The organism is Halovulum sp. GXIMD14794 (assembly GCF_054457455.1).
The window spans coordinates 63431-85811 of sequence record NZ_JBTLNF010000007.1; the positions used below are offsets into that span (position 1 = coordinate 63431).

Genomic DNA, 22381 nt, shown 5'->3' on the forward strand with positions numbered 1-22381 from the left:
AAAGACCCGATGACGACCCCGAAAACCGCCGCAGCCGCCAGCACGATCTCGCGGCTGTGGCCCGGCCTGCTGGTCTGCGGGCTGATCGCCCTGGCCGCGCAATTCCTGTCGGATCACTACGGCGCCCCGGCGATGCTGATGGCGCTGCTGCTGGGCCTGTCGATGCACTTCCTTGTCGAGGACGGCCAGCGCAGCGCGCCGGGCGTCACCTTCGCCTCGAAAACGGTGCTGAGGTTAGGCGTCGCCTTGCTGGGCGCCCGGATCAGCTTCGAGGTCTTCGCGGAACTGGGCTGGGGCGTCATCGCGCTTGTCGTCGGTGCGCTGATGGCAACCGTGGTAGTCGGGTTCATCGGCGCGCGCTCGCTGGGCCGTGGATGGCGGCTGGCGGTCCTGACCAGCGGCTCGGTGGCGATCTGCGGCGCCTCGGCGGCCATGGCCATCGCCGCCGTGCTGCCGCGCAACGAGTTCTCCGAGCGCAACCTCAGCTTCACGGTCTTCGGTGTCACGCTGCTGTCCACCGTGGCAATGGTCGCCTACCCGATCGTCGCGCAGGCACTGGGCTTGTCGGATATCGCGGCGGGGGTCTTCCTGGGCGGCACGATCCACGACGTGGCGCAGGTGGTCGGCGCAGGCTTCTCGGTCTCGGACACTGTGGGCGAGACCTCGACCACGGTAAAGCTGATCCGCGTCTCGATGCTGGCGCCCTTCGTGCTGATCCTGACGCTGGTCATGCGCCGCGCCGGGCTGGCCGAGGCGGCTGGGGGCAAGGCCCCGCCCATCGTGCCGGGCTTCGTTCTGGCCTTCCTGGTACTGGCAGTTGCGAACTCGGTCGGGCTGGTGCCCACTTCCGTTCAGGCCGTTCTGTGGTCGCTGTCGAAATGGGCGATGCTTACCGCCATCGCCGCCGTCGGCGTGAAGACGGAACTGAGACGCATTGTCGAGATCCCGCCCCAGTCGGTGATCCTGATCTTTGCCGAGACGCTGTTCATTGCCGGTTTCGTCCTGCTGGGCGCGCTCTGGCTGTTCTGAGCCAGCCGCACATCCCTGAACGACAAAGGCGCCCTGCGGGGCGCCTTCTGCGTAATGGTCGGAGTGAGAGGATTCGAACCTCCGGCCCCTGCCTCCCGAAGACAGTGCTCTACCAGGCTGAGCTACACTCCGACCGTGGCAGGTCGATTATACGTCCGGCGGGCGGTTTGCAAGAGGAGACTCGTTCGACCTGCGGCGACGCAAGATGACCCCGATCCGCGGCAGGGTTCCGGTGTCCAGCCTGACGTGCAGTGTCCGCGAAACCGGCCGCGTGGGCGATGCCTGCGCCCGGCGTTCCCGCCACAGGATATAGATCCCGCTGAGGATGATAATCGCCGCGCCCACGACCACGTTCAACTGGGGTTGTTCGTCGAAAAACATCGCGCCATAGGCGGTGGCCCACAGGATCTGACTGTACTGCATCGGGGCGACGACACCTGCCTCGCTGCGGCGGTAGGCCTGTATAATCAGCATGGTCGCGCACGCGCCCATGGTGGCGATGGCGGCAACCATACCGAGATGAAGGATCGGCATCGGCTTGTAGACGAACGGCAGCGCGGCCCCCATGACGACGAAGTTGGCCGCCATCGGGTAGAGCAGCAGAACGATGCCGCGCTCTCCGCTGCCAAGCTTGCGTACGATGATCGATGCTATCGCGCTGCCCGTCGCCGCCGCAAGCGCCGCCAGATGGCCCAGGGACAAGGGATTGGCGCCCGGCTGAAGCACCACCATAACGCCGATGAACCCAAAAATGACCGCAACGATGCGGCGCAGGCGGATTGTCTCGCCCAGGATCGGGACCGCCAGGATCGTGATGATGAGCGGGGTCGCGAACAGGATCGCGTAGGTCTGCGCCAGCGGCAGTACCGAGAATGCATAGAACGCGCAGAGGCCAGTGATAACCGTCGCAACGGTCCGCAGGATGGTCCAGCCCGGATGCCGGGGCCGCAGGTTGCCGTCCGTGCGATCCCCCAGCAGCGCCATCGTGACGACCGGAAAGCCGAACAGCACCGAGAAGAAGATGATCTGAATCGGCGAATAGGTCGCGCCCAGCGTCTTTACCAGCACGTCGTGCGTGGCAAAGACACCGAACGCGGCAAGGGCGAAAACCGCGCCGAAGTGGCCGCCGCCCATACCGGTCAATCAGCCATTCAGGGCGGCGATGATCGCGTCGCCCATTTCCGAGGTCGAGACCGGGGCGCGGCCTTCCTCGCCGATCAGATCGGCGGTCCGCAGGCCTTGTGCCAGTACGGTGTTGATCGCGGATTCCAGCTTGTCGGCCTCGGCCCCCATGTCGAAGGAATATCGCAGCGCCATCGCGAAGCTCAGGATGCAGGCGATCGGGTTCGCCTTGCCCTGACCGGCGATGTCCGGCGCCGAACCGTGTACCGGCTCGTAGAGCGCCTTGGGCCGGCCGTTCGCCATCGGTGCGCCGAGGCTGGCCGAGGGCAACATGCCCAGGCTGCCGGTCAGCATCGCGGCAAGGTCGGACAGCAGGTCGCCGAACAGGTTGTCGGTCACGATCACGTCGAACTGCTTCGGCCAGCGCGTCAGCTGCATGGCACCGGCGTCGGCGTACATGTGGCTCAGCTCGACATCCGGGTACTCGGTATCGCCGATCTTCTGCACCACTTCGCGCCACAGGACGCCGGATTCCATGACGTTGGCCTTTTCCATCGAGCAGAGCTTGTTGTTCCGCTTGCGGGCCATTTCGAAGCCGGAGCGCGCGACGCGCTCGATCTCGCTTTCGGTGTAGCGCTGGGTGTTGATGCCCACACGCTCGTTGCCTTCCTGGATGATGCCGCGCGGCTCGCCAAAATAGACGCCCGAGGTCAGCTCTCGGATGATCATGATGTCGAGGCCCGACACCACGTCCTTCTTCAGAGACGAGAAATCGGCCAGCGCGTCGAAGCACTGGGCCGGGCGCAGGTTGGCATAAAGGTCCATTTCCTTGCGCAGACGCAGCAGGCCGCGCTCGGGCTTCACGCTGAAGTCGAGAGTGTCGTATTTCGGGCCGCCCACCGCGCCCAGAAGGACCGCGTCGACGTCCTGCGCCTTGGCCATCGTCTCGTCGGTCAGCGGGGTGCCGTGCTTGTCGTAGGCGCAGCCGCCCACGAGATCCTCGGACACTTCGAAATCCTGGCCCTGGGCGTTGAACCAGTCGATCACCTTGCGAACCTCGGTCATCACCTCGGGGCCGATGCCGTCGCCGGGCAGGATGAGAAGGGTCTTGGACATGAAGGGGCTCCAGCTGAGTAAGGTCAGCTTCGCCTAGCCATTTGCGGAGGTGTGGTCAAGGAAGCGCCCCTACGTCAACCTTTCTTGCAAAGCGGTGTGATATCCCGCTCCAACCGGGACCAGACGAAACGCACGCGCGGCGTGTCGCGCAACGCCGCCGGAACCGTCAGCCAGACCGGCAACCGCGGCAGGGGAATGTCCGGAAGAATCCGCACCGGTTCGGGGAACTGCGCGGCGATGCTGTCCTGAATGATGCCGGCGCCGGACCCAACTCGCACCAAGTGGACATAGACCGCCTGGTCGTCGCAGCGCAGCGGGAAATCGTCACGCCGAACGTCCATGCCCATCTCGCGCATGCCGCGCAACAGCAGTTCGGATCGGTCGTAGCCGATCATCTCGACCTGGCCGAAGTTTTCGGGCCCGTCCGGAAGGCCGATCCGCGCGAGGTAATTCCGCGCCGCGTAAATCCCCAACGTGACATCGCCCAGATGCCGCGTCACCACGTCGAGCTGCGTTGGGCGGTACATGCGCAGGGCGATATCGGCCTCGCGAAACAGCAGGTTCTCGCTGCTGTCGCTGGGCACCAGTTCGATCTGGATTTGCGGCGCATCCACGCGCAACCCCGCGAGAATGGGCGGCATATGGAAATGCGCGAAGGCAACGCTGGTGGTCAGGCGGACTGTACCGGCCAGCCGGTCGGTCTGTCCGGCTGCGGCAAGCGCGACACGGGCGGCCGCCTGGTCCATGTCCTGCGCTGCGGGAAGCAGTGCGCGCCCGGCGTCGGTTAACGCCAGGCCAGAGCGGTGCCGGGTGAAAGCCGGCGTTCCCAGACGATCCTCGAGCCGTCGGATGTGGCGCCCGAGCGTCGGCTGGCTGATGCCTGTTTTCCTGGCTGCCGCCGACAGCGAGCCCGCCTCGGCCACCGCAGCGAAGGCTTCCAGCAAGGTCCAGTCGAGACGGTCCATGGTATTCACTTTTGAATGCCCAATCCGAAATCTTCGCGAATATCCATTCATAGAAAGATATCCGATTGTCGGTGCAGTCAACAGACCTCAGACCGGAAAGGACAAGACAATGACCGGGACTGCCCTGATCCTAGGCGCGAACGGCAGGTTCGGCCGCAACGCTGGCAAAGCCTTCGAAACCGCCGGCTGGACGGTACGCCGCTTCGACCGAAAGACCGACAGCCTGCCCGAAGCCGCCCTTGGCGCGGACGTGATCGTGAACGGCTGGAACCCGCCGGGGTACCGTGACTGGAAGACCGAGGTGCCGCGCATCACCGCACAGGCGGTGGCGGCAGCCGAGGCAAGCGGCGCGACCCTGATCGTGCCCGGCAGTGTCTACAATTTCGGCAAGGCCCCTGCGCCCTGGTCGCATACGACCCCGCAGCGGCCCATCACCGGCAAGGGCCGGATCCGCGCCGAGATGGAGCAGACCTATCGCGCCGCCGCCGAGGCCGGTCGAATACGCGTTATCCTGCTGCGGGCAGGGGATTTCATCGACCCTGACCCGGCGGGCACCTGGCCCGAACAGATCCTGAAGCCCCTGGCCAAGGGGCGGATGACCTACCCCGGCAAGCGCGACATCCCGCACGCATGGGCCTGGCTGCCGGACCTTGGACGCGCCGCCGTGGCGCTGGCCGAGCTCCGGGACCATCTGCCTCCCTATGCCGACATCCCATACGAGGGCTACACGCTCTCGGGCCGCACGCTTGCGCGGATGATCGGCGGGCTGGCTGGCATGGACCTGCGGATCACGCGAATGCCGTGGTGGGCGCTGGTCCCGCTGGCGCCGTTCTCGCCGATGTTCCGGGGATTACTGGAAATGAGCTATCTCTGGGATACGCCGCACAGCCTCGATGGCAGGCGCTTTCGGGCGCTGGTTCCAGGCTTCCGTACGACGCCGCCCGAGGACGCCTTGGGCTATCTGGTTGCGAAAAGGATGGATAGTCAGGGCAGGCTGATATCGACCCAGACCAGCCGGTGGTCCGAGGCCAGCGCCGCCGGTTCGTGACCCGGCGCGCCCGGTTCGGGCCAGTGGACCCCCGCGCCCTCTACCGTCAGCGAGGCGGCAGGCAAGACGTAGTCCACCCGCAGGTTGCCCGGCCCGCCCTCGTCCCGCCAGTCGGCGGTGTCGAGGGCGGCGCGGCCTGCGTGGAGGGCATTGTCGCCCCCCTGCAAGGCACCTGCAGCCTCGGCCCCGCGGCTTTCCGGTACCGGGTCTTGTACCGCCGGGTGCGCCAGCAGTCGCGCCACGACGTCTTTCAGGCCGTCCCCATCCGCTGGATCGGCGTTGAGATCCCCCAGCAGCACGAAGGGTGCATTGGCAATGTGAGCCGCGCGGTCTTGGTCATCCGTCGGTGCCCAACCGTCCAGGTAGTCGATCCAGAACCGGATTTCGTCATGGTTCCGGCGTCCATTGTGATCCTCGGGCCCATCGAATACCGGAGGCGTCGGATGCGAGGCGAGCAGGTGCAGCGCACCATCCGGCGCCTCGATCGCCACATCCCAGTGGGACTTGGAAGAGAGCCGCATCGCTTCGTGCGCGGCCTCGGACGGAAAAGGCTCGCCGTCAGCACCTACCGGCAGCAGCGCGCCTTCCAGATCCGCCCACCGGAAGGTCCGGAAGGTCCGCGTCGCCGCGACATCGATCGGGTAGCGCGAAAGAACGGCCATGCCGTACTGCCCCGGAAAATTCCCATATCCCCAGGCGTCGCCCGGACCGGTCGCCTTGCCGTCGCCGTCGAGGTCCAACCCGCTCGGCTCCCCGGTATTCGACGGCGCGGCGAAGATGTGCGGGTAGTCCACCCCCGCCCCGCCGTCGCGCAGCAGGTCGCGCAGGGCGGTCAGTGCCATCAGGCCGCCGTCATAGTCGATCTCGTTGAGCAGAAGGGTGTCGGGGCGCACGGTGCGTATCACCTCGACAACAGCGGCGATTTGCGGGTCACCTCCAGCGCGGAGGTCCTTCAGCAGCACGCCCGGCCCCGCACGGTTGAGAGAGGCGTTGTAGGTGGCCACCCGCAAGGTCTCGGCGCTAACCGAAGATGCCAGCAGGAGCAGGATCGCAGCGAGCAGCCTCATGCAGCGCGGGTGCGGCGCACGAGGTAGGCAACCTTGAGAACAGCGGCGCCGCGGATCACGAGGGATCCCGCACCAAACGCCCAGAAGGTCAAACCCCAGACCATCGGCTGGTAGTTCGACAGCACCGACGGGTTGAACCAGCCACCGGCACGCGACAGCGCCACCGGGAGGAGGTAGAGGAACGCGAGGCCAATGAGGACGTTGATCATGCCGTCGCGGTGCAGGCGACGCTCCACATCCCGGCCGTAGCCGGGCTCGAACGTGGGCAGGTTGATCCACAGGTTGAAATCGCGTCGACCCACCGGCCAGTGGAACAGCCACAGAAGCGCCGCGAAGAACAGCATCGACGTGAAGGTGACGAGGAAACTCACGGCCGCCCCGCGGGTTATCATCAACTCGAATTCCGGCCCTTCGCCCGCGGCAATCGTGCTGCGCGCCATGCGGACCGGACTCAGGGGGAAATCGAGCGCCACGACGGCGCGGTCGGCCAGTTCCAGTACAGCCGGCGAGAAACTGTCCTGCCCCTCCATCGCGCGGGCGAGGAAGACCAGCGAGAGGACCGTAGCAGAGAACGTGATATACCGGATGCGGTTATAGGGCGGAGCAAAGCGGAAATCGACAAGCCCGGGGTGCGTCGAGGCATACTCGAATACGGTGAACGCCGCGGCGAGGCCCGCGACGATCAACGAAATTTCCTGGCTTGCCACGCTGACGCCCGGCAGAAGGAACGCGGGCGCCGCAATGATGAGAACCAGAAGCGCCGCGCGGATGCTGGCGCCAAGTAGGCGCCCTAGCATCCTGCCGCCCCTTCAAATGCGAGGGCCGGTGTGCGGATAGCGTCAGGCCCAGGGCCGCTCCGCCGAATAAGTGTCCTCGAACCGACCAATGGCAGTCTCGTTCTTCAGTGTCAGCCCGATGTCGTCGAGACCGTTGAGCAGACATTCCTTCTTGAAGGCGTCCACCTCGAACGGGATCTTTCCGCCATCGGGGCCGGAAATGGTTTGATTTTCAAGATCCACAGTAAGAACCGCATTGGCCCCACGTTGCGCATCGTCCATCAACTTGTCCACGTCTTCTTGTGGCAGAGTGATGGGAAGAATGCCGTTCTTGAAACAGTTGTTGTAAAAAATGTCGGCGAATGAGGGCGCTATGACACAGCGGATGCCGAAGTCGAGCAGCGCCCAGGGGGCATGCTCGCGGCTGGAGCCGCAGCCGAAGTTGTCGCCGGTGACCAGGATCTGCGCGTCGCGATAGGCCGGCTTGTTCAGCACGAAGTCCGGATTTTCCTCGCCGTTGTCGTCGTAGCGCATCTCGTCGAAGAGGTTCACGCCAAGGCCGGTGCGCTTGATCGTCTTCAGGAACTGCTTGGGAATGATCATGTCGGTGTCGACGTTGACCATTGGCAGGGGCGCCGCGACGCCGGTGAGGGTGGTGAACTTGTCCATCTCGCGTTCCGTCCTTCGATCGGGGGCCCTCGGGTCAGGGTGCATCACCTGCGAATGCCGGATCGTGGAGACCGGGCCGGGCAGGTGCGCGCGGGCCAACTCGGGCGGTTCTAAACGCCGCGTGCGCCGCGCGCAAGGCGGCTACTCGGCCGCGCGGCCAAGTGCCCGGGGCGCGCCAGTGGCGAACGCCGTCTCCGCCGAGGTCAGCAGACGTTCGATCACCTCCGATTCACGGGCGCGATAGCGGGCCTCGGCCTCGGCGATGTAATCGCGGGTGATCGGTACAGCGTCGCGGCTGCGGCCCAGCTGCATCTGGTAGACGAGGTTTCGCCCATGCGAGAACGTATACTGACAGGCGGTCAGGTAGAAATCCCACATCCGAACGAAGCGTTCGCCGTATTCCTGCGCAACCTCGTCGCGGACAAGGTCGAAGTTCTGCGCCCAGGCCTCCAGCGTCTTGGCGTAGTGAATCCGCAGCAATTCCGTATCCAGCGGCCACAGGCCCGACTTCTCGACCGCCGCCGCCGAGTCGGATATCGCCGGGATACTGCCGCCCGGAAAGATGTACTTCCGCAGAAACGGCGAGGTCGTACGCGGCGCGAACCGGGCCGAGATCGAATGGATCAGCGCCGCCCCGTCCGGCGCCAGCCGGTCATGCACCACCTGATAGTAGCGGTCCAGCGAGCCGGGGCCGACGTGCTCCAACATGCCGACCGACACGACGCGGTCGAAGGTCTCCTTCACATCCCGGTAGTCCCGAAGCTCGAAGCGCACGCGATCTGACAGCCCCGCCGCCTGCGCTCGGGCCTGCGCGATGGCGAGTTGCTCCTCTGCCAGGGTAATTCCCGTGACCTCGACATCGCAGACAGCCGCAAGGTAAAGCGCCATTCCGCCCCAGCCGCAGCCGATGTCCAGCACCCGCTGCCCCGGTTTCAGGTTCAGCTTGGCCGCGATATGGCGCTTCTTGGCGGTCTGTGCCTCTTCCAGCGTGGCGGTGTCGCTTTCGAAATAGGCGCAAGAGTACTGCATGTCCCGGTCCAGCCAGCGCCGGTAGAAGGCGTTGCCCAGATCGTAATGGCGCGATGCGTTCTGCTTCGCCTGCCAGGGCGCATTGACCTCCATCATCTTGCGCATACCCCACAGGGCGCGCCGAGCGATGGGACCCGGCCGTTTCTCGAAGACATCCTGGTTGGCATGGTAGACTTCGAAAAGGTCCGGGAGCGTGCCCTCCTCAAGCTGGAGGCTGCCATCCATATAGGCCTCGGCAACCGCAAGCTCGGGGTTGCGGGCCATCTTCCGGTCGAAGGATCTGTCGGAGATTCGGATGGTGATCGAAGGGCCCGGGCTGGCCCCTTCGAAGGTCTCGGCCCCGCCATCAGGGCCTATCAGTCTCACGGTGCCGACGGTCACCGCCCTGCGCAGCAGGATCGCGAAGAATCCCATGGGCTACTCATTCAGGTACTCTGACAAACACCCGAGTGTAGCAATTTTGCTGGAAATTTGAAGCCCCGGAAGGGGTTACCCGACCGGGGCTTCAAATCAACCGATCAGCCGAACTCGCGCACGTCGGTCAGACGGCCGGTGATCGCGGCGGCAGCGGCCATCGCGGGGCTCAGCAGGTGGGTGCGCCCGCCGCGGCCTTGACGGCCTTCGAAGTTCCGGTTCGAGGTCGAGGCGCAGCGCTCGCCCGGGGACAGTTGGTCCGGGTTCATGCCCAGGCACATCGAGCAGCCAGCCATGCGCCATTCGAAGCCCGCTTCGATCAGCTTCTGGGCGATGCCCTCTTCCTCGGCCTGAGCGCGCACGAGGCCCGAGCCCGGCACGATCATCGCGCGCAGGCCGTCCTTGACCCTGTGGCCTTCCATGATCCGAGCGACCTCGCGCAGATCCTCGATCCGGCCGTTGGTGCACGAGCCGATGAAGACGGTGTCGATGGTCACGTCCTGCAGGCGTTGACCCGGCTCGAGCCCCATGTACTCCAGCGAGCGCTTGGCCGCCTGGACCTTGCCGCCCTGGAAATCCTCGGGGCTCGGCACGACGCCGGTGATCGGCAGCACGTCCTCGGGGCTGGTGCCCCAGGTGACGACGGGCGCGATCTCGTTCGCGTCGATGATGACTTCCTTGTCCCAGTGCGCGCCGGGATCGGACTTCAGCGTCTTCCAGTACTCGACGGCCATTTCCCACTGGCCGCCCTTCGGCGCGTGGGTCCGGCCCTTCACATACTCGAAGGTCTTCTCGTCCGGGGCGATCAGACCGGCGCGGGCGCCGCCCTCGATGGCCATGTTGCAGACGGTCATGCGGCCTTCCATGGACAGGTCGCGAATCGCGTCGCCCATGTACTCGATCACGTGGCCATTGCCGCCGGCGGTACCGGTCTTGCCGATGACGGTCAGGGTGATGTCCTTGGCGGTCACGCCCGGAGGCAGGCTGCCGCGGACCTCGACCTTCATGTTCTTGGACTTCTTCTGGATCAGTGTCTGGGTTGCCAGCACGTGCTCGACCTCGGAGGTGCCGATCCCGTGCGCCAGCGCACCGAAAGCGCCGTGCGTCGCGGTGTGGCTGTCACCGCAGACGATGGTGAAACCCGGCTGGGTCCAGCCCTGCTCGGGGCCGACGATGTGCACGATGCCCTGACGAACGTCGTCGACATCGTACATCTCGACGCCGAAGTCCTTGGCGTTCTTGCGCAGCGCCTCGACCTGAATCCGGCTCTGCTCGTCACGGATGCCCTGGATCCGGGTCGGATCGGTCGGAACGTTGTGGTCGGGAACGGCGATGGTCTTTTCCGGGTGGCGGACACCGCGACCGGCCATGCGCAGACCCTCGAAGGCCTGCGGGCTGGTCACTTCGTGGACCAGGTGCCGGTCGATATAGAGCAGGCCAGTGCCGTCGGCCTCCTCGTGGACCAGGTGGGCGTCCCAGATCTTGTCGTAAAGGGTCTTCGGCTCGGTCATGGCTTATCTCGCTGAGTGGGTTCGGCTGGAAACGGGAACGGGTTCGGGGACCGGCGAACGCCGGCGCGGTCAGCGCGCGCGAAGCGGCCTGACGGTGAGCCCGTGAAACCGCCACGGAAGGCGGGCCCGGTCATCCATGTCGAAATACCGATGCATCAGCGACCACATACTCCCCGCGCGTCGGCGGGGCAAGGCCGCAACACGGGCCTGTCTTTGACTTCCCCCTGCTTGGGGGCTAGCTCTCCGCCGCAACTGCCCCTCGTTACCGGAGATCGCATGATCCGCCTTCTCGCACTGCTCGCCACGCTTGCGTTCCTTTTCCCCGCGCTGGTGCTGGCCCAGGTTCCCGGCCTCTCCCAGGCAACGGGAACGGGCAGTGCAGAGGGCGAGGCAGCCGCGGACGCCTCCGGCGAGGCAGACCCTGCGGCATCGACTCAGGCGCTGATCGACCTTCTGCGCGACGACGCCGCCCGAGAGGCGCTGATCCAGCAGCTCGAGAACGCCGCCGCAGCCACAGGTGACGAAGCGGCACCAGCCGAGGAAGAGCCGGTCCAGCCGCTTGCCACCTCGTTCGGCCGCCAGATCGCCGAAATCACACAGCGGGGCCTGGCCCGCGCCACCGAAGTGACATCGGATCTTGCGGTGGAACTGAGCGATCTACCGGACAAACTGACAAGCCTGAGCGAGGCCATCGACCCTTCGGTGACGATACAGGCGCTCCAGGATCTTGCGGTGGTCATCGCCATCACCGTCGCGGCCTTCATCTTTCTCCGCCTGCTGGCCCGCCGTCCGATGCGGGCGCTGGCGACCCGGGCCCAAGGGGCGGGATGGTTCGAGACCGCCACCTACCAGATCGGCTTCAGCCTGTTGGGCGCCGGGGTGGTGATACTGGCCTGGGCCTCGGGCTATGCGCTGACTGCCACACTTTTCGAGGGGTTCGGAAGCATCCAGTTCCGGCAGTCGCTCTATCTCAACGCCTTCCTGACTGTCGGCATCGCCAAGGTGGTCGGCAAGGCGCTGCTGTCACCGCGCTACAGTTCGCTTCGCCTGATCTCGCTGCCTGACGCGGCGGCGGACTCGATCTGGCGCTGGCTGAACTCCGTGATCATGCTGCTGGGCTACGGCATCTTGCTGGCGGTTCCCATAGCCTCCACGTCGGCGGGCTTCTTCGCAGGCGCGGCGCTCGAAATGGCGATCGGGACGATTGCCGTTGTCTACACGCTTCTGAGGGTCTGGCGTGCGCGGCGCCCGGTCGCCGAATGGCTGCACAAGGGTGCGCAGGTCGAAACGGCAGAGGGCGCCGAGCCAGCGGATGCCTCGCATCGGCCCGCGCTCGCGCGCCTTGCTGCATTGTGGCACTGGCCGGTGACGCTTTACTTGCTGGTGCTGCTGGTGCTGGTGCTCGCCCGTCCCGGCAACGTACTCGTGCCTGTCCTGATGTCGTCGGGCAAGGTGCTCGGAACGGTCGTTCTGGGGATGATGGCGATCGACCTGATGACCAAGTCGGCCCGTCGCGGCGTGCGGCTGTCTCCGGCGTTGAAACACCGCCTTCCACTGCTCGAGAACCGCCTCAACGGACTGCTGCCCACGGTTCTTCTGGTGCTACGCTTCGCAGTTGCCGCGATCGTCACCGGGACCTCGCTGGAACTGATCGGCGTGCTGGATGTTTCGGGCTCGCTCACCGGGCAGCGAGGCGTGGCCCTGGTGTCCACCATCATCTCGGTCGTGCTGATCCTTGCCGTAGCGTCGATCTTGTGGCTGGCGCTGGCATCGTGGGTCGAGTACCGGCTGAACCCGCTGGTCGGCCGCGTGCCTTCGGCGCGCGAGACGACACTGCTGACACTGCTGCGGAACGCTTCGGCGATCGCGCTCCTGATCCTAACGCTGATGATCACCCTCAGCCAGATCGGCATCAACATTGCCCCGCTGCTGGCCTCCGCCGGTGTCCTGGGTCTGGCCATCGGTTTCGGCGCACAGCGGATGGTTCAGGACATCATTACAGGCGTCTTCATCCAGTTCGAGAACGCTATGAACGTGGGCGACGTGGTCAGCGTCGGCGGCACCATCGGCACGGTCGAGAAGCTGACCGTGCGCTCGGTCAGCCTGCGTGATGTGAACGGCGTGTTCCACATCATTCCTTTCTCGTCCGTCGACGCCGTGTCGAACTACATGAAGGACTTCTCCTACTTCGTTGCGGACATGGGCATCGCCTATCGAGAGGACATCGAGGAAGCCAAGCAGGCCATGCTGGACGCCTTCGAGGAACTCCGCGCGGACGAGGATCATCGCCTGAACATCCTCGGCGATCTGGAGTGGTTCGGGCTGAACTCCTTCGGCGACAGCGCGATCGTGCTGCGGGCACGGATAAAGACCCTGCCCGGCAAACAGTGGGAGATCGGCCGCGCCTACAACGGGATCATCAAGCGCATCTTCGACGATCGCGGGATCGAGATCCCGTTCCCGCACCAGACGATCTATTTCGGCGAAGACCGACAAGGCAACGCGCCGCCGCTCCACATCAAGACCGAAGCGGCGAACCCGCCGAAACTTCCGGAACCCGAACCAGAGGCGGGCTCAGCCGCGACCTACGAAGGCGAGCCGGCCAAGCCAACGCAGGACGAGCCGCCCAACAGCTGATCAGTAGAGGTGATCGGCGGCCCTCAGATGGCCGGTCAGCAGCTTCCGGCGGTTGTACTGCGGCGCGTTGGCGGAAGCCTGAATCGCCGGATGCTCCTGCGGCAGCACGCCCCGGCGGACCAGCAGGGCGGCTATGGCAGCAGCCGCTGCCCGATCGGCCCCGTCTGAGATCTTCAGCACGATGCCCAACCGCTGCTGCGGCAACATAGCCGCATAAACACCCTCGGCACCGTTCTTGATCGCGGCGGCGCCGGACGCGGCTGCCGTGATCTCGGTCGCCGGTTCTCCGTGCCCGGCCAACATCTCGGGGTGCGCGGACATCGCCGCGACCAGCCGCTCGGCCGCCCCGCGGCGCGTCCCCTCCAGTCGATGCGGCGCCGCCAGCCGCGCGATCGCCCGGCCGAAGCCATGCAGCGTGCAGGCGAAGTTCGGGGCCGAGCAGCCGTCGATGCCGAAACCGGGACTATCCTCGCCGGTCATGTCCTCGAACGCCGCACGCGCGGCGCGCTGCACCGGGTGATCCGGATCAATATACTCCGTGCCACCGCCCAATTCGCGCCCGAGGGTCAGGAATCCCGCATGCTTGCCGGAACAGTTGTTGTGCAGCTGGCAAGGCCGCTCCCCCGCCGCGCGCAAGCCGTGACGCTCGTCCCGGTCGCGCGGGGTCTGCGGACCGCAGCGCAAGTCAGCCTCCGACAGACCGAGATCGTCCAGCCACTTGCCGACCCGCCCCGCGTGCATCGCCGCCCCCGCGTGCGAGGCGCAGGCCAGCGCCAATGCCTCGGGGCCCAGCGACGCGCGGTCGGCGGCGCCGCTTTCCACCAGTGGCAGCGCCTGCAAAGGTTTCGCGGAGGAACGGGGATAGATCACCTGCTCCGGATCGCCCCAGGCCTCGACGATCTCGCCTGCCTCGTCAACGATGACGGCATGGCCGAGATGGATGCTTTCCAGGATCTCGCCTCGCCAGAGCTCGGCCAGCACGGCTGGTTGTGTCACGTCGGGACCTTCTTCGGCTGATTGAAACCGCGTCAGCGATAACAGGGCGACCCGGTGCGGCCAAGATGCGCGGCGGATTGCCCCGAAATGCCGCAAATCCGCTTACAGGGGCTGGAAACGCGAGGCGAGTTGCGGATAATACCCGGTCACAGGCAAACAGGATGTCCGGCCGGCAGGCAGCTGCCGGGCCGAAGCACAAGGAGGCACCGGCAGATGATCCGAACGCTCGTACTGTCCGCAGCGCTGTTCGCGGCAGCCATCGCCGCCCCCGTCGCGGCTCAGGAAAACGAGAGCGTCGCCGCTTTCCGCGACTGGAGCGTGTTCAACCCCTCCAACCCGCGAGAATGCTACATCGTGACCCCGCCCACGGCCACCGAGGCCCGGCGCGGCGGCGAAGTCGTTTCGGTCCGCCGGGGCGACATCCTGCTGTTCGTCACGATCCGCCCCGAGGCCGGCGTGAACAAGGAAATCAGCTTCACCGGCGGTTATCCGTTCCGCGAGGGCTCGACCGTCGAAGTCGAGATCGGTGGCCAGAAGTTCGCGATGGCCCCCGGTTCGGGCGACAGCGCCGAATGGGCCTGGCCGCCCTCCCCCGAGCGCGACGCCGAGCTGATCGCGGCAATGGCCGGCGGCACCACCGCCAAGATCACCGCGGTCTCGTCGCGTGGCACCACGACCATCGACAGCTTCTCGCTGCTGGGCTTCACCGCCGCGCTGGAAGAGGCCGAGAAGCGCTGCCAGTAAGCCTCTCGTGAAGGGCGCCGACGACGACATGTACGTCAGCCCGGCGCCCTATCTGCCGTTCACAGATCCCCATAGGTCCCGGCCGCCGGGACTGTTCCCGCTTGCGCCGGGCGACTGGACCGAGCAGGACGATGCCTTCGCCGCCCAGATGACCCGGCGCGACCGGCTGATCGCCGAGTGCCCTTCGCTGGTCGCGCTTACGCTGGCCGAAGCCGGAGACGCATTGGCCGAGTTCGCGGCGCTGCTGATCGCCCATCTCTCGACGCGCCCCGGATACCGGCGCGAGGGCGATGCGATGCGCCGCCCCGACGGCGAAACGGTGCCGCTGGCGCCGAAACCCGAAGTACTCGGACGACTCGCGCAGGAGGACTGGCTGCTCCTTCAGGCCCCTGCACCGGACGACGAGGCCGTGCTGGTCGCCGGCTGCCTCTGCTTCCCTGCTCACTGGAACCTGCCCGACAAGATCGGCAAGCCGCTGACCCGCGTGCACGACCCGGTGCCCGGCTATGCCGAGACGCTCGCGCCGAGGGTGAACCGGATCTTCGCGGCCCTGCACGCCGACCGCGCGCTGCAACGGCTGAACTGGTCGCTGGCGACCGAGGCGCGGCTGCACTGCCCTACCCCGCACGAGCGGCGCGTGGACGACACACCGCGCTTCCTGCGCGTCGAGCGTCAGACGCTCCGCCGCCTGCCAAAAACCGGAGCCATCGTGTTCGGCGTGAAGACCTACCTTACACCGCTGGCAGATCTGCCATCAGACGCCCGCGCGGCGTTGGCCGAACGCATCGCCGCCCTGCCCGCGGACATGGCGAACTACAAGGGCGGCGCGGATTACCTGTCTCAGGTCGGCTAGACGCCGGGCGCAGGTCCGATCACATGGGCGAACGACCCGCTGACGTTGCCGGACACAAGGCCCATCGCCGGGAGCGCCGCCCCGTCGGCATCGGTCGCCTCGAACAGACGCGCCGGGGCCTCTGGCTCCTCGAAGATCGTCGCGTAGTGGAACTCATGCCCCACCAGAAAGCCTGACCACGGCGCACCCGCCTGAGGTCGGAGCACGCGGTAGCCCAATGTCAGCTTACGCCGCCCGAAGCTGGTCGCATGCGGCAAAAGACCAAGCATTTCATGGCGCTTGCCCTCTGCATCCACCAGCCCGCCTCCGAGCACCATGTAGCCACCGCACTCACCATAGATCCGCGCGCCGCGATCCCCCGCTGCGATCATGCCCGCGCGGAAACGCTCGGCCCGTGCCAGCACCGCGGCATGCAACTCAGGGTATCCGCCGGGCAGGTAGACGGCATCGGCACCCATCGCTGGAGCCTCATCGGCGAGGGGTGAGAACGGCAGCACCTCTGCCCCCGCCGCTTGCCAATCCGCCAGCAGGTGGGGATAGGCGAACGCGAACGCCACGTCGCGGGCGATGGCGATACGCTGCCCCGGTGGCGGCAATGTCGGTGCAGGTTCCGTCGCAGGGGCAAGTGGCCGCGCGGCTTCAATCAAAGCGTCCAGGTCGATCCCCGCTGTCACCGCATCGGCAGCCGCATCGATCAGCGCTTCGAGCTCCGGATGCTCTCCCGCCTGCACGAGGCCCAGATGCCGCTCTGGCAACGCCAGCCCCGCATCCCTGCGCAGGTGCCCGATGGCAGGCACCCCTGCCCGCTCCAGCCCCCCGATGGCGAGCCGCGCATGCCGATCCGAGCCGACACGGTTCAGGATCACCCCCGCCAGCGGAACGTCGGGCCGCAAGGTGCGGAAACCGGCCGGGACCAGCGCCACCGAAGCCCCGGCCCGACCCGCATCCAGCACCAGCACCATCGGCAGGCCCAGCGTGGCGGCCAGATCCGCCGCCGATCCGCGCGCCGCCTGCCCGGCGCCATCGAGCGCGCCGACCGCGCCCTCGACCAGAAGCAGTTCGGCATCGCACCTCGCGCGGGCGCGCAAGGCCACCGGGCCCATCGCCCAGGCATCGAGGTTCATCGAGTCCCGCCCGCAGGCCGCCTTGTGAAATGCCGGATCGATGTAGTCGGGTCCGCTCTTGGCCCCCGCAACGGCCACCCCGCGCCGCGCCAGCGCGCGCAGCAACCCAAGTGTCACGGTGGTCTTGCCCGCGCCCGAGCCCGGTGCGGCGATCACCAATCCGCGAACCGCCATCAGGCGCTGTCCGCGTCCTGCCCGCGCACCCCGAGCGGATCCAGATCGCGCGGCGGCACGCCCTGAAGCTGCGCCGCCCAGTCCAGGCATTGCCGCATCAGCGCGACCCGCCCGATCACCACGACCGCCGGGGGCTCCAGCCCTTCCGCAGCGACATCCTCGGCGGCATGGCCAAGCGTGGTCTCAAGCACGCGCTGGTCTGGAAGCGTGGCGCTTGTAATGACAGCCACCGGCTCCTCCGCAGCGCGCCCGCCGTCGATCAGCTGGGCCGTGATATGGCCGAGATGCTTGATCGCCATGTAGAGCACCATCACCTGCGCGCCCTTCGCCAGCGCCGCCCAGTCCAGCGCCGAGGGCGCCAACCCGGACCGGTCATGCCCGGTGATGAACGTGACGGACTGGTTCACGTCCCGATGCGTCGCCGGAATACCGGCGTAGGCCAGACCGCCGATCCCGGCGGTGATGCCCGGCGTCACCCGGAACGGGATACCCGCCTCGGCCAGCGTCTGTGCCTCTTCGCCGCCACGCCCGAAGACGAACGGATCGCCGCCCTTCAGCCGCAAGACCCGCTTGCCCTCACGCGCCAGTTCGATCAGCCGAAGCGAGATCGCCCGCTGCTGTGGCGAGGGCTTGCCGCCGCGCTTGCCGGCATACTCGATAACCGCATCCGGGCGGCGCCAATCCAGAATCCTTGGCTCGACCAGTGCGTCGTAAATGATGACGTCCGCCTGCCGGATTGCGTTCAGCCCATGAAGCGTCATCAACCCGGGATCGCCCGGACCGGCGCCGACCATCCAGACGAGGCCCGGCGCGAACTCGGGCCAGGCGGTATCGGACGGCAGCGGAGGCAGGTCGTAGGTCATGCCCTCTTCTAGACCGGCCCGCCCGCATGTGCGAGCGCCCTTTGCGCCGCTTCAGGCGATCTGTACGACGCGGGCGCGCTCAAGCAGCGGGTATTCGGCGACGAAACCGGCTATCGCGTCGCGCATGCCTGCGAAACTTTCGCCGTAGAAATAGATCGCCGTCTCGCGCGAGCCCTCCCAGTGGCCGCGCTTGGCGCCGACGCCACCCATCAACCGCTCGCACTCGGCGATGACATGATTGATGTCGCTGCTCGCATAGACCTCTGCCGGAAGATCGGTGCCATTGACGAACAGGCCCAACCCCTCCTGCCGGCCAAAACTGACGTCCTCCTGTCCCTCGGCCATCAGGCGCGAACCCTTGGGCACGCCGATACCGTCCAGGATCTGCGCGATCTGTTCGAGGGTCGAGGGGGTGTCATCCACGGCCAGGATCTCGACGTCGCAGAAGGCGATGCCGTCGGGCTCGTCCGCAAGCTGGGTGCCGCCGCCGGTCACCTGCCCCAGGCCGCGCTGGCGCAGTTCGACATCCAGCGGGTCCTCGTAGAAATCGCCCCGGTCCAGCGGCTGTACCCGGGCATTGAGCCGGGCGACGACCATCACCCCCTGACCGGGCTCGCGTTCCGGCTCCTGGCCGGTGCCGAACAATCCGAACATCGTGTTCCCCCAAATCAAGCGTCCCGTCGTTTCGGTTCTAGCATGGCAGGCGCGAATCCGCATGGCCTCCCCGAACATCCCGCCCTAGTCTGCGGCCATGAACCGCCCGCCCGCCTCCGACCTGCGCACCGGTTTCACCACCGGGGCCTGCGCCACCGCCGCCGCCAAGGCCGCGGCGACTGCGCTTTTGGGCGGCGGCTTTCCCAATCCGGTGCAGATCACCCTGCCCCGCGGCCAGACCCCGGCCTTCGAACTGGTCGAGGCCGAACAAGCCGCGGGGTGGGCCAGCGCCGCGGTGCGCAAGGACGCGGGCGACGATCCGGACGTGACCCACGGCGCGCTGATCCGCGCGACGGTGCGCCCCGGTCCGCCGGGCGTCAGCTTCCGCGCCGGCCCGGGCGTCGGGATGGTGACACGCCCCGGTCTGCCGATCCCGCCCGGCGAGCCCGCGATCAACCCGGTGCCGCGACAGATGATGCGGGAGACGCTGGCCGAGGTCGCGGCGTCCCACGGCGCCGCTCTGGCCTTCGAGGTCGAAATCTCGGTTCCTGGCGGTGAGTCGCTGGCGCTGAAGACCTGGAACCCAAGGCTGGGGATCGAGGGCGGGATTTCGATCCTGGGGACTACGGGCATCGTGCGACCCTTCTCCTGCGCCGCCTGGATTGCCTCGATCCACCGAGGCATCGACGTGGCCCGCGCCGCCGGGCTGGAACATGCGGTCGGCGCGACCGGGGCCACATCCGAGAAGGTGGCGCAGGCACACTTCGGCCTGCCGGACCACGCGATGCTCGACATGGGCGATTTCGCGGGTGGGATGCTGAAATACCTCGCCCGCCACCCGCTGCCACGCATCACCATCGCCGGGGGCTTCGGCAAGCTGACCAAGCTGGCGCAGGGCGCGCTGGACCTGCACTCGGGCCGAAGCCAGGTGGATTTCGTCCGCCTCGCGCAGACCGCCTCGCAGATCGGAGCGGATGCCGAGGCGATCGCCGCCGCGAACACCGCGCAGCAGGCGCTGGAGATTGCCGGCCCGGCGCTGGCCGAGGCCATCGCTGGCAACGCTCAAGCCCGGGCGCGGGAAGCACTGCGCGGCGCCGACACCCGCCTCGGCGTGCTGATCGTCGACCGGCACGGCCGGATCGTCGCAGAGGTCCCTGCGTGAGCCATGTCCTGCTGCTGGGCGGCACCGCCGAGGCGCGGACTCTGTCGCATCTTCTGGACGCGCGCACCGGCCTGCGGCTGACCTGCTCGCTGGCGGGGGTGACCCGCACGCCCGAGCGCTACGGTGGCACGCTACGCACCGGCGGTTTCGGTGGTGCCGAAGGTCTGGCAAGCTACCTGCAGGACAACGACGTGCAGGCGCTGATCGACGCGACGCACCCCTTCGCCGCCACCATGCACGCCAACGCGGCCCACGCGGCGCACTTGACCCATGTTCCGCTGCTGCGGCTCGAACGACCCGAATGGCCGCTGGAGCCCGGCTGGATTGATACACCGGACTTACCCCGTGCCATCGCCGCGCTGCCAACCGGCGCAACAGCGTTCCTCGCCACGGGACGCTTCTCGGCCACCGAACTGCCCGAGCGGCGCGACGTGCGGCTGATTCTCCGCGCACTGGAGCCGCCCGAGACCCTGCCTGAAGGCGTCGAACTGATCCTCGGTCCCCCCGCTCGCGACGCGGACACCGAGGCCGCGCTGTTCCGCCAGCACGGGATCACGCACCTCGTCACCAAGAACTCCGGTGGCGGCCGGGCCAAGCTGGACGCCGCAGGGGCGTTGAACGTCAGCGTCGTGATGATACGACGCCCCTCCCCTCCCTCGGGCGCCCCGACCGTGGCCGATCCGCACGCGGCACTGCGCTGGCTGGACCGGCTGCTCGGCAGCGCTTGACACCCGCAGGCCCCCGGCGGAAACTGCTGGCCGAGGTTCCCGACGCGTCCGCCCAAGCGTACCTAGGGATCAAAAGGGAATGCCGACCGGACCGACCCACCCAGGGGGCCCGGGAACGCAGCCGCCCCCGCGACTGTCAGCGGAGAGCGGGCATCCACCAAAGCCACTGGCCCAAGGGCCGGGAAGGCGGATGCCGGCAAAGACCCGCGAGCCAGGAGACCTGCCTCGGAGACGCAACGACTGACCGTCGGTGGGACGGTGAAGGAGCAAAGACATGACGACCCAGACCAGCGCCGCCGCGCGCCCGCTTTCCCAGGTACTTCCGATCGTGGCCATCATTGCACTCGGCTTCGGACTGCTGTTCGTTGCAGGCCACGCGCAGTCGACCGTGCTGCACGATGCGGCTCACGACATGCGCCACGCCAACGGCTTTCCCTGCCACTAAGCCATGTTCCAGAAATTGCTGACCAGCGGCCTGTTCGCTGGGTTTGCGGCGGGCCTGATTTCGGGCGCGCTGCAATTCGTGTTCGTGCAGCCGGTTCTGTTGCACGCGGAACTGTATGAATCGGGGCAGCTGACCCATTTCGGGGCCAGCGCGCAGGCCGAGGCGCTGCTGCCGACGGTGGAATGGACGCGCAACCTGCTGACGGTGCTGTTCACAGCGCTGATTTTCAGCGCCTACGGGCTGCTGTTGGTCGCGGCCTTCGCGCTGGCAGAAGGGCGCGGCGCGCAGATAGACGCTTCGACAGGCGCGCTCTGGGGTCTGGCGGGCTTCGCCGCGTTCCAGTTCGCCCCCGCAGTCGGCCTGCCTCCCGAACTGCCGGGCATGGCCGCCGCCGATCTTCAGGCTCGGCAGATATGGTGGCTGTCCTGCGTGGTGGCGACCGGTGCCGGCCTCTGGCTGCTGGCGGTCGAGCGGGGCCTGGCAGCCTCGGTCGCGGGCATCATCTTGCTGGCCGCGCCGCATGTCATCGGCGCACCGCACCCGCAGGAGTTCACCGGCCCGACCCCGCCCGAGCTTGCCAGCCTGTTTGCCGGGCGCACGCTGGGCGTCGGCTTGGCCTCCTGGGCTCTGCTTGGCCTGCTGGCCGGGTATTTCTGGGTCCGCGAGGGCGAGGCCGAGGCGACGGCACACGCCTGAGCCGATGCCGCGGGCGCAACCCGTCCCCGGCGCATCGAGGGAGCACTCCACATGCCCAAAGCCCTGATCATGCTGGTCATCGGCCTGTTCTTCGGCACTGGCCTCGGCTTCGTTCTGTCCGCCAGCACCGGGGCCGAGATCTCCGGCCACGACCACGGCGCGGGCGACCCGGCGGGCCATGACCACGCGTCCCACGGTGACGAGGCTCACGACCACAGCGAGCTATACGACAGCCCCGAGGGCGTGCCCGCACCGACGGTCAGCGCCACGCTCGAGCCCGATCCCGTATCGGGCTGGAACCTGCACCTCACGACGACGAATTTCGCCTATGCGCCACAGGCCGCCGGGGCGGAAGCGGTGCCCGGAGAAGGCCACGCACACGTCTATTCCGCCGGCATCAAGCTGGCGCGCGTCTACGGCAACTGGTTTCACATCGACCGCCTCCCCGAAGGCGCCGACAGCGTGACCGTCACGCTCAATGCAAACGATCACCGGCAGTACGCGGTGGAGGGCAATCCGCTTTCCGTCACCGTGCCCCTGCCTACACAGGACAACTGAC

At 67.2% G+C, this 22381-nt stretch carries 22 protein-coding genes, 1 tRNA gene and 1 riboswitch; of the genes, 10 read left to right on the forward strand and 13 right to left on the reverse strand.

Annotated features, from left to right (window positions below; all coding sequences use genetic code 11):
* Positions 1-9 precede the first annotated feature (9 nt).
* Entirely contained in the window at positions 10-1029 is a 1020-nt protein-coding gene (locus ACW9UR_RS17540) for a YeiH family protein (protein ID WP_458918350.1), read from the forward strand.
* A gap of 55 nt (positions 1030-1084) precedes the next feature.
* On the opposite strand, the gene ACW9UR_RS17545 is transcribed toward ACW9UR_RS17540, so the two are convergent.
* From ACW9UR_RS17545 to ACW9UR_RS17560, 4 genes are all read right to left on the reverse strand, one after another.
* Positions 1085-1161, reverse strand: a tRNA-Pro gene (locus ACW9UR_RS17545).
* A 15-nt stretch (positions 1162-1176) separates the two neighbouring features.
* Positions 1177-2163, reverse strand: a complete 987-nt coding sequence (locus tag ACW9UR_RS17550) for a DMT family transporter (protein ID WP_458918648.1) — start codon at positions 2161-2163, stop codon at positions 1177-1179.
* Between the two features lie 9 nt (positions 2164-2172).
* On the reverse strand, positions 2173-3267 hold the full coding sequence (leuB, locus tag ACW9UR_RS17555) for a 3-isopropylmalate dehydrogenase (RefSeq protein ID WP_458918351.1): 1095 nt from the start codon (positions 3265-3267) through the stop codon (positions 2173-2175).
* A 74-nt stretch (positions 3268-3341) separates the two neighbouring features.
* A complete protein-coding gene (locus ACW9UR_RS17560) occupies positions 3342-4232 on the reverse strand; it encodes a LysR family transcriptional regulator (protein WP_458918352.1) in 891 nt (296 codons plus the stop codon).
* A 109-nt stretch (positions 4233-4341) separates the two neighbouring features.
* Between ACW9UR_RS17560 and ACW9UR_RS17565 the strand changes: the two genes are divergently transcribed.
* A complete protein-coding gene (locus tag ACW9UR_RS17565) occupies positions 4342-5280 on the forward strand; it encodes a Rossmann-fold NAD(P)-binding domain-containing protein (protein ID WP_458918353.1) in 939 nt (312 codons plus the stop codon).
* Here ACW9UR_RS17565 and ACW9UR_RS17570 read toward each other — a convergent pair.
* The 5 genes from ACW9UR_RS17570 to leuC form a co-directional block, all read right to left on the reverse strand.
* A complete protein-coding gene (locus ACW9UR_RS17570) occupies positions 5217-6347 on the reverse strand; it encodes an endonuclease/exonuclease/phosphatase family protein (protein WP_458918354.1) in 1131 nt (376 codons plus the stop codon). The genes ACW9UR_RS17565 and ACW9UR_RS17570 overlap by 64 nt on opposite strands.
* Positions 6344-7144 (reverse strand): hypothetical protein, encoded by an 801-nt coding sequence (locus ACW9UR_RS17575; RefSeq protein WP_458918355.1) that lies wholly within the window; start codon positions 7142-7144, stop codon positions 6344-6346. Before ACW9UR_RS17575 ends, ACW9UR_RS17570 begins: the two co-directional genes overlap by 4 nt.
* Before the next feature lie 42 nt (positions 7145-7186).
* Complete coding sequence (gene leuD / locus ACW9UR_RS17580; protein ID WP_458918356.1) at positions 7187-7792, reverse strand: 3-isopropylmalate dehydratase small subunit; 606 nt, start codon at positions 7790-7792, stop codon at positions 7187-7189.
* 141 nt (positions 7793-7933) lie between these two features.
* Positions 7934-9235: a class I SAM-dependent methyltransferase gene (locus tag ACW9UR_RS17585; protein WP_458918357.1), complete on the reverse strand. Its 1302-nt coding sequence runs from the start codon at positions 9233-9235 to the stop codon at positions 7934-7936.
* 104 nt (positions 9236-9339) lie between these two features.
* Entirely contained in the window at positions 9340-10746 is a 1407-nt protein-coding gene (gene leuC, locus ACW9UR_RS17590; protein WP_458918358.1) for a 3-isopropylmalate dehydratase large subunit, read from the reverse strand.
* 276 nt (positions 10747-11022) lie between these two features.
* On the opposite strand from leuC, the gene ACW9UR_RS17595 reads away from it, so the two are divergent.
* On the forward strand, positions 11023-13383 hold the full coding sequence (locus tag ACW9UR_RS17595) for a mechanosensitive ion channel domain-containing protein (protein WP_458918359.1): 2361 nt from the start codon (positions 11023-11025) through the stop codon (positions 13381-13383).
* On the opposite strand, the gene ACW9UR_RS17600 is transcribed toward ACW9UR_RS17595, so the two are convergent.
* On the reverse strand, positions 13384-14379 hold the full coding sequence (locus tag ACW9UR_RS17600; RefSeq protein ID WP_458918360.1) for an asparaginase: 996 nt from the start codon (positions 14377-14379) through the stop codon (positions 13384-13386). It abuts the gene before it with no gap.
* Positions 14380-14592: 213 nt separating this feature from the next.
* Between ACW9UR_RS17600 and ACW9UR_RS17605 the strand changes: the two genes are divergently transcribed.
* Together ACW9UR_RS17605 and ACW9UR_RS17610 are read left to right on the forward strand one after the other, a co-directional pair.
* Entirely contained in the window at positions 14593-15123 is a 531-nt protein-coding gene (locus ACW9UR_RS17605) for an invasion associated locus B family protein (protein ID WP_458918361.1), read from the forward strand.
* 7 nt (positions 15124-15130) lie between these two features.
* A complete protein-coding gene (locus tag ACW9UR_RS17610; protein WP_458918362.1) occupies positions 15131-15976 on the forward strand; it encodes a heme-dependent oxidative N-demethylase family protein in 846 nt (281 codons plus the stop codon).
* Here the strand turns inward: ACW9UR_RS17610 and ACW9UR_RS17615 are convergent.
* Genes ACW9UR_RS17615 through ACW9UR_RS17625 form a run of 3 tightly spaced genes read right to left on the reverse strand, consistent with a single transcriptional unit; the run spans position 15973 to position 18791 of the window.
* A complete protein-coding gene (locus tag ACW9UR_RS17615; RefSeq protein ID WP_458918363.1) occupies positions 15973-17274 on the reverse strand; it encodes a cobyrinate a,c-diamide synthase in 1302 nt (433 codons plus the stop codon). The genes ACW9UR_RS17610 and ACW9UR_RS17615 overlap by 4 nt on opposite strands.
* Entirely contained in the window at positions 17274-18137 is an 864-nt protein-coding gene (gene cobA / locus ACW9UR_RS17620) for a uroporphyrinogen-III C-methyltransferase (protein WP_458918364.1), read from the reverse strand. Before cobA ends, ACW9UR_RS17615 begins: the two co-directional genes overlap by 1 nt.
* 51 nt (positions 18138-18188) lie before the next feature.
* Positions 18189-18791, reverse strand: a complete 603-nt coding sequence (locus ACW9UR_RS17625) for a hypothetical protein (RefSeq protein WP_458918365.1) — start codon at positions 18789-18791, stop codon at positions 18189-18191.
* A 97-nt stretch (positions 18792-18888) separates the two neighbouring features.
* Between ACW9UR_RS17625 and ACW9UR_RS17630 the strand changes: the two genes are divergently transcribed.
* From ACW9UR_RS17630 to ACW9UR_RS17650, 5 genes are all read left to right on the forward strand, one after another.
* Positions 18889-19953, forward strand: coding sequence for a cobalt-precorrin-5B (C(1))-methyltransferase (locus tag ACW9UR_RS17630; RefSeq protein WP_458918366.1), 1065 nt, complete (start codon positions 18889-18891; stop codon positions 19951-19953).
* Complete coding sequence (locus tag ACW9UR_RS17635) at positions 19950-20681, forward strand: cobalt-precorrin-6A reductase (RefSeq protein WP_458918367.1); 732 nt, start codon at positions 19950-19952, stop codon at positions 20679-20681. The genes ACW9UR_RS17630 and ACW9UR_RS17635 overlap by 4 nt, the downstream gene beginning before the upstream one ends.
* Before the next feature lie 16 nt (positions 20682-20697).
* Positions 20698-20923: riboswitch (cobalamin riboswitch) on the forward strand.
* A 32-nt stretch (positions 20924-20955) separates the two neighbouring features.
* Positions 20956-21126 carry a CbtB domain-containing protein gene (locus ACW9UR_RS17640; protein WP_458918368.1) on the forward strand — a complete coding sequence of 57 codons (171 nt, stop codon included), beginning with the start codon at positions 20956-20958 and terminating at the stop codon, positions 21124-21126.
* A gap of 3 nt (positions 21127-21129) precedes the next feature.
* Positions 21130-21822, forward strand: coding sequence for a CbtA family protein (locus ACW9UR_RS17645; protein ID WP_458918369.1), 693 nt, complete (start codon positions 21130-21132; stop codon positions 21820-21822).
* A gap of 51 nt (positions 21823-21873) precedes the next feature.
* Positions 21874-22380 (forward strand): hypothetical protein, encoded by a 507-nt coding sequence (locus tag ACW9UR_RS17650; RefSeq protein ID WP_458918370.1) that lies wholly within the window; start codon positions 21874-21876, stop codon positions 22378-22380.
* Position 22381 lies beyond the last annotated feature (1 nt).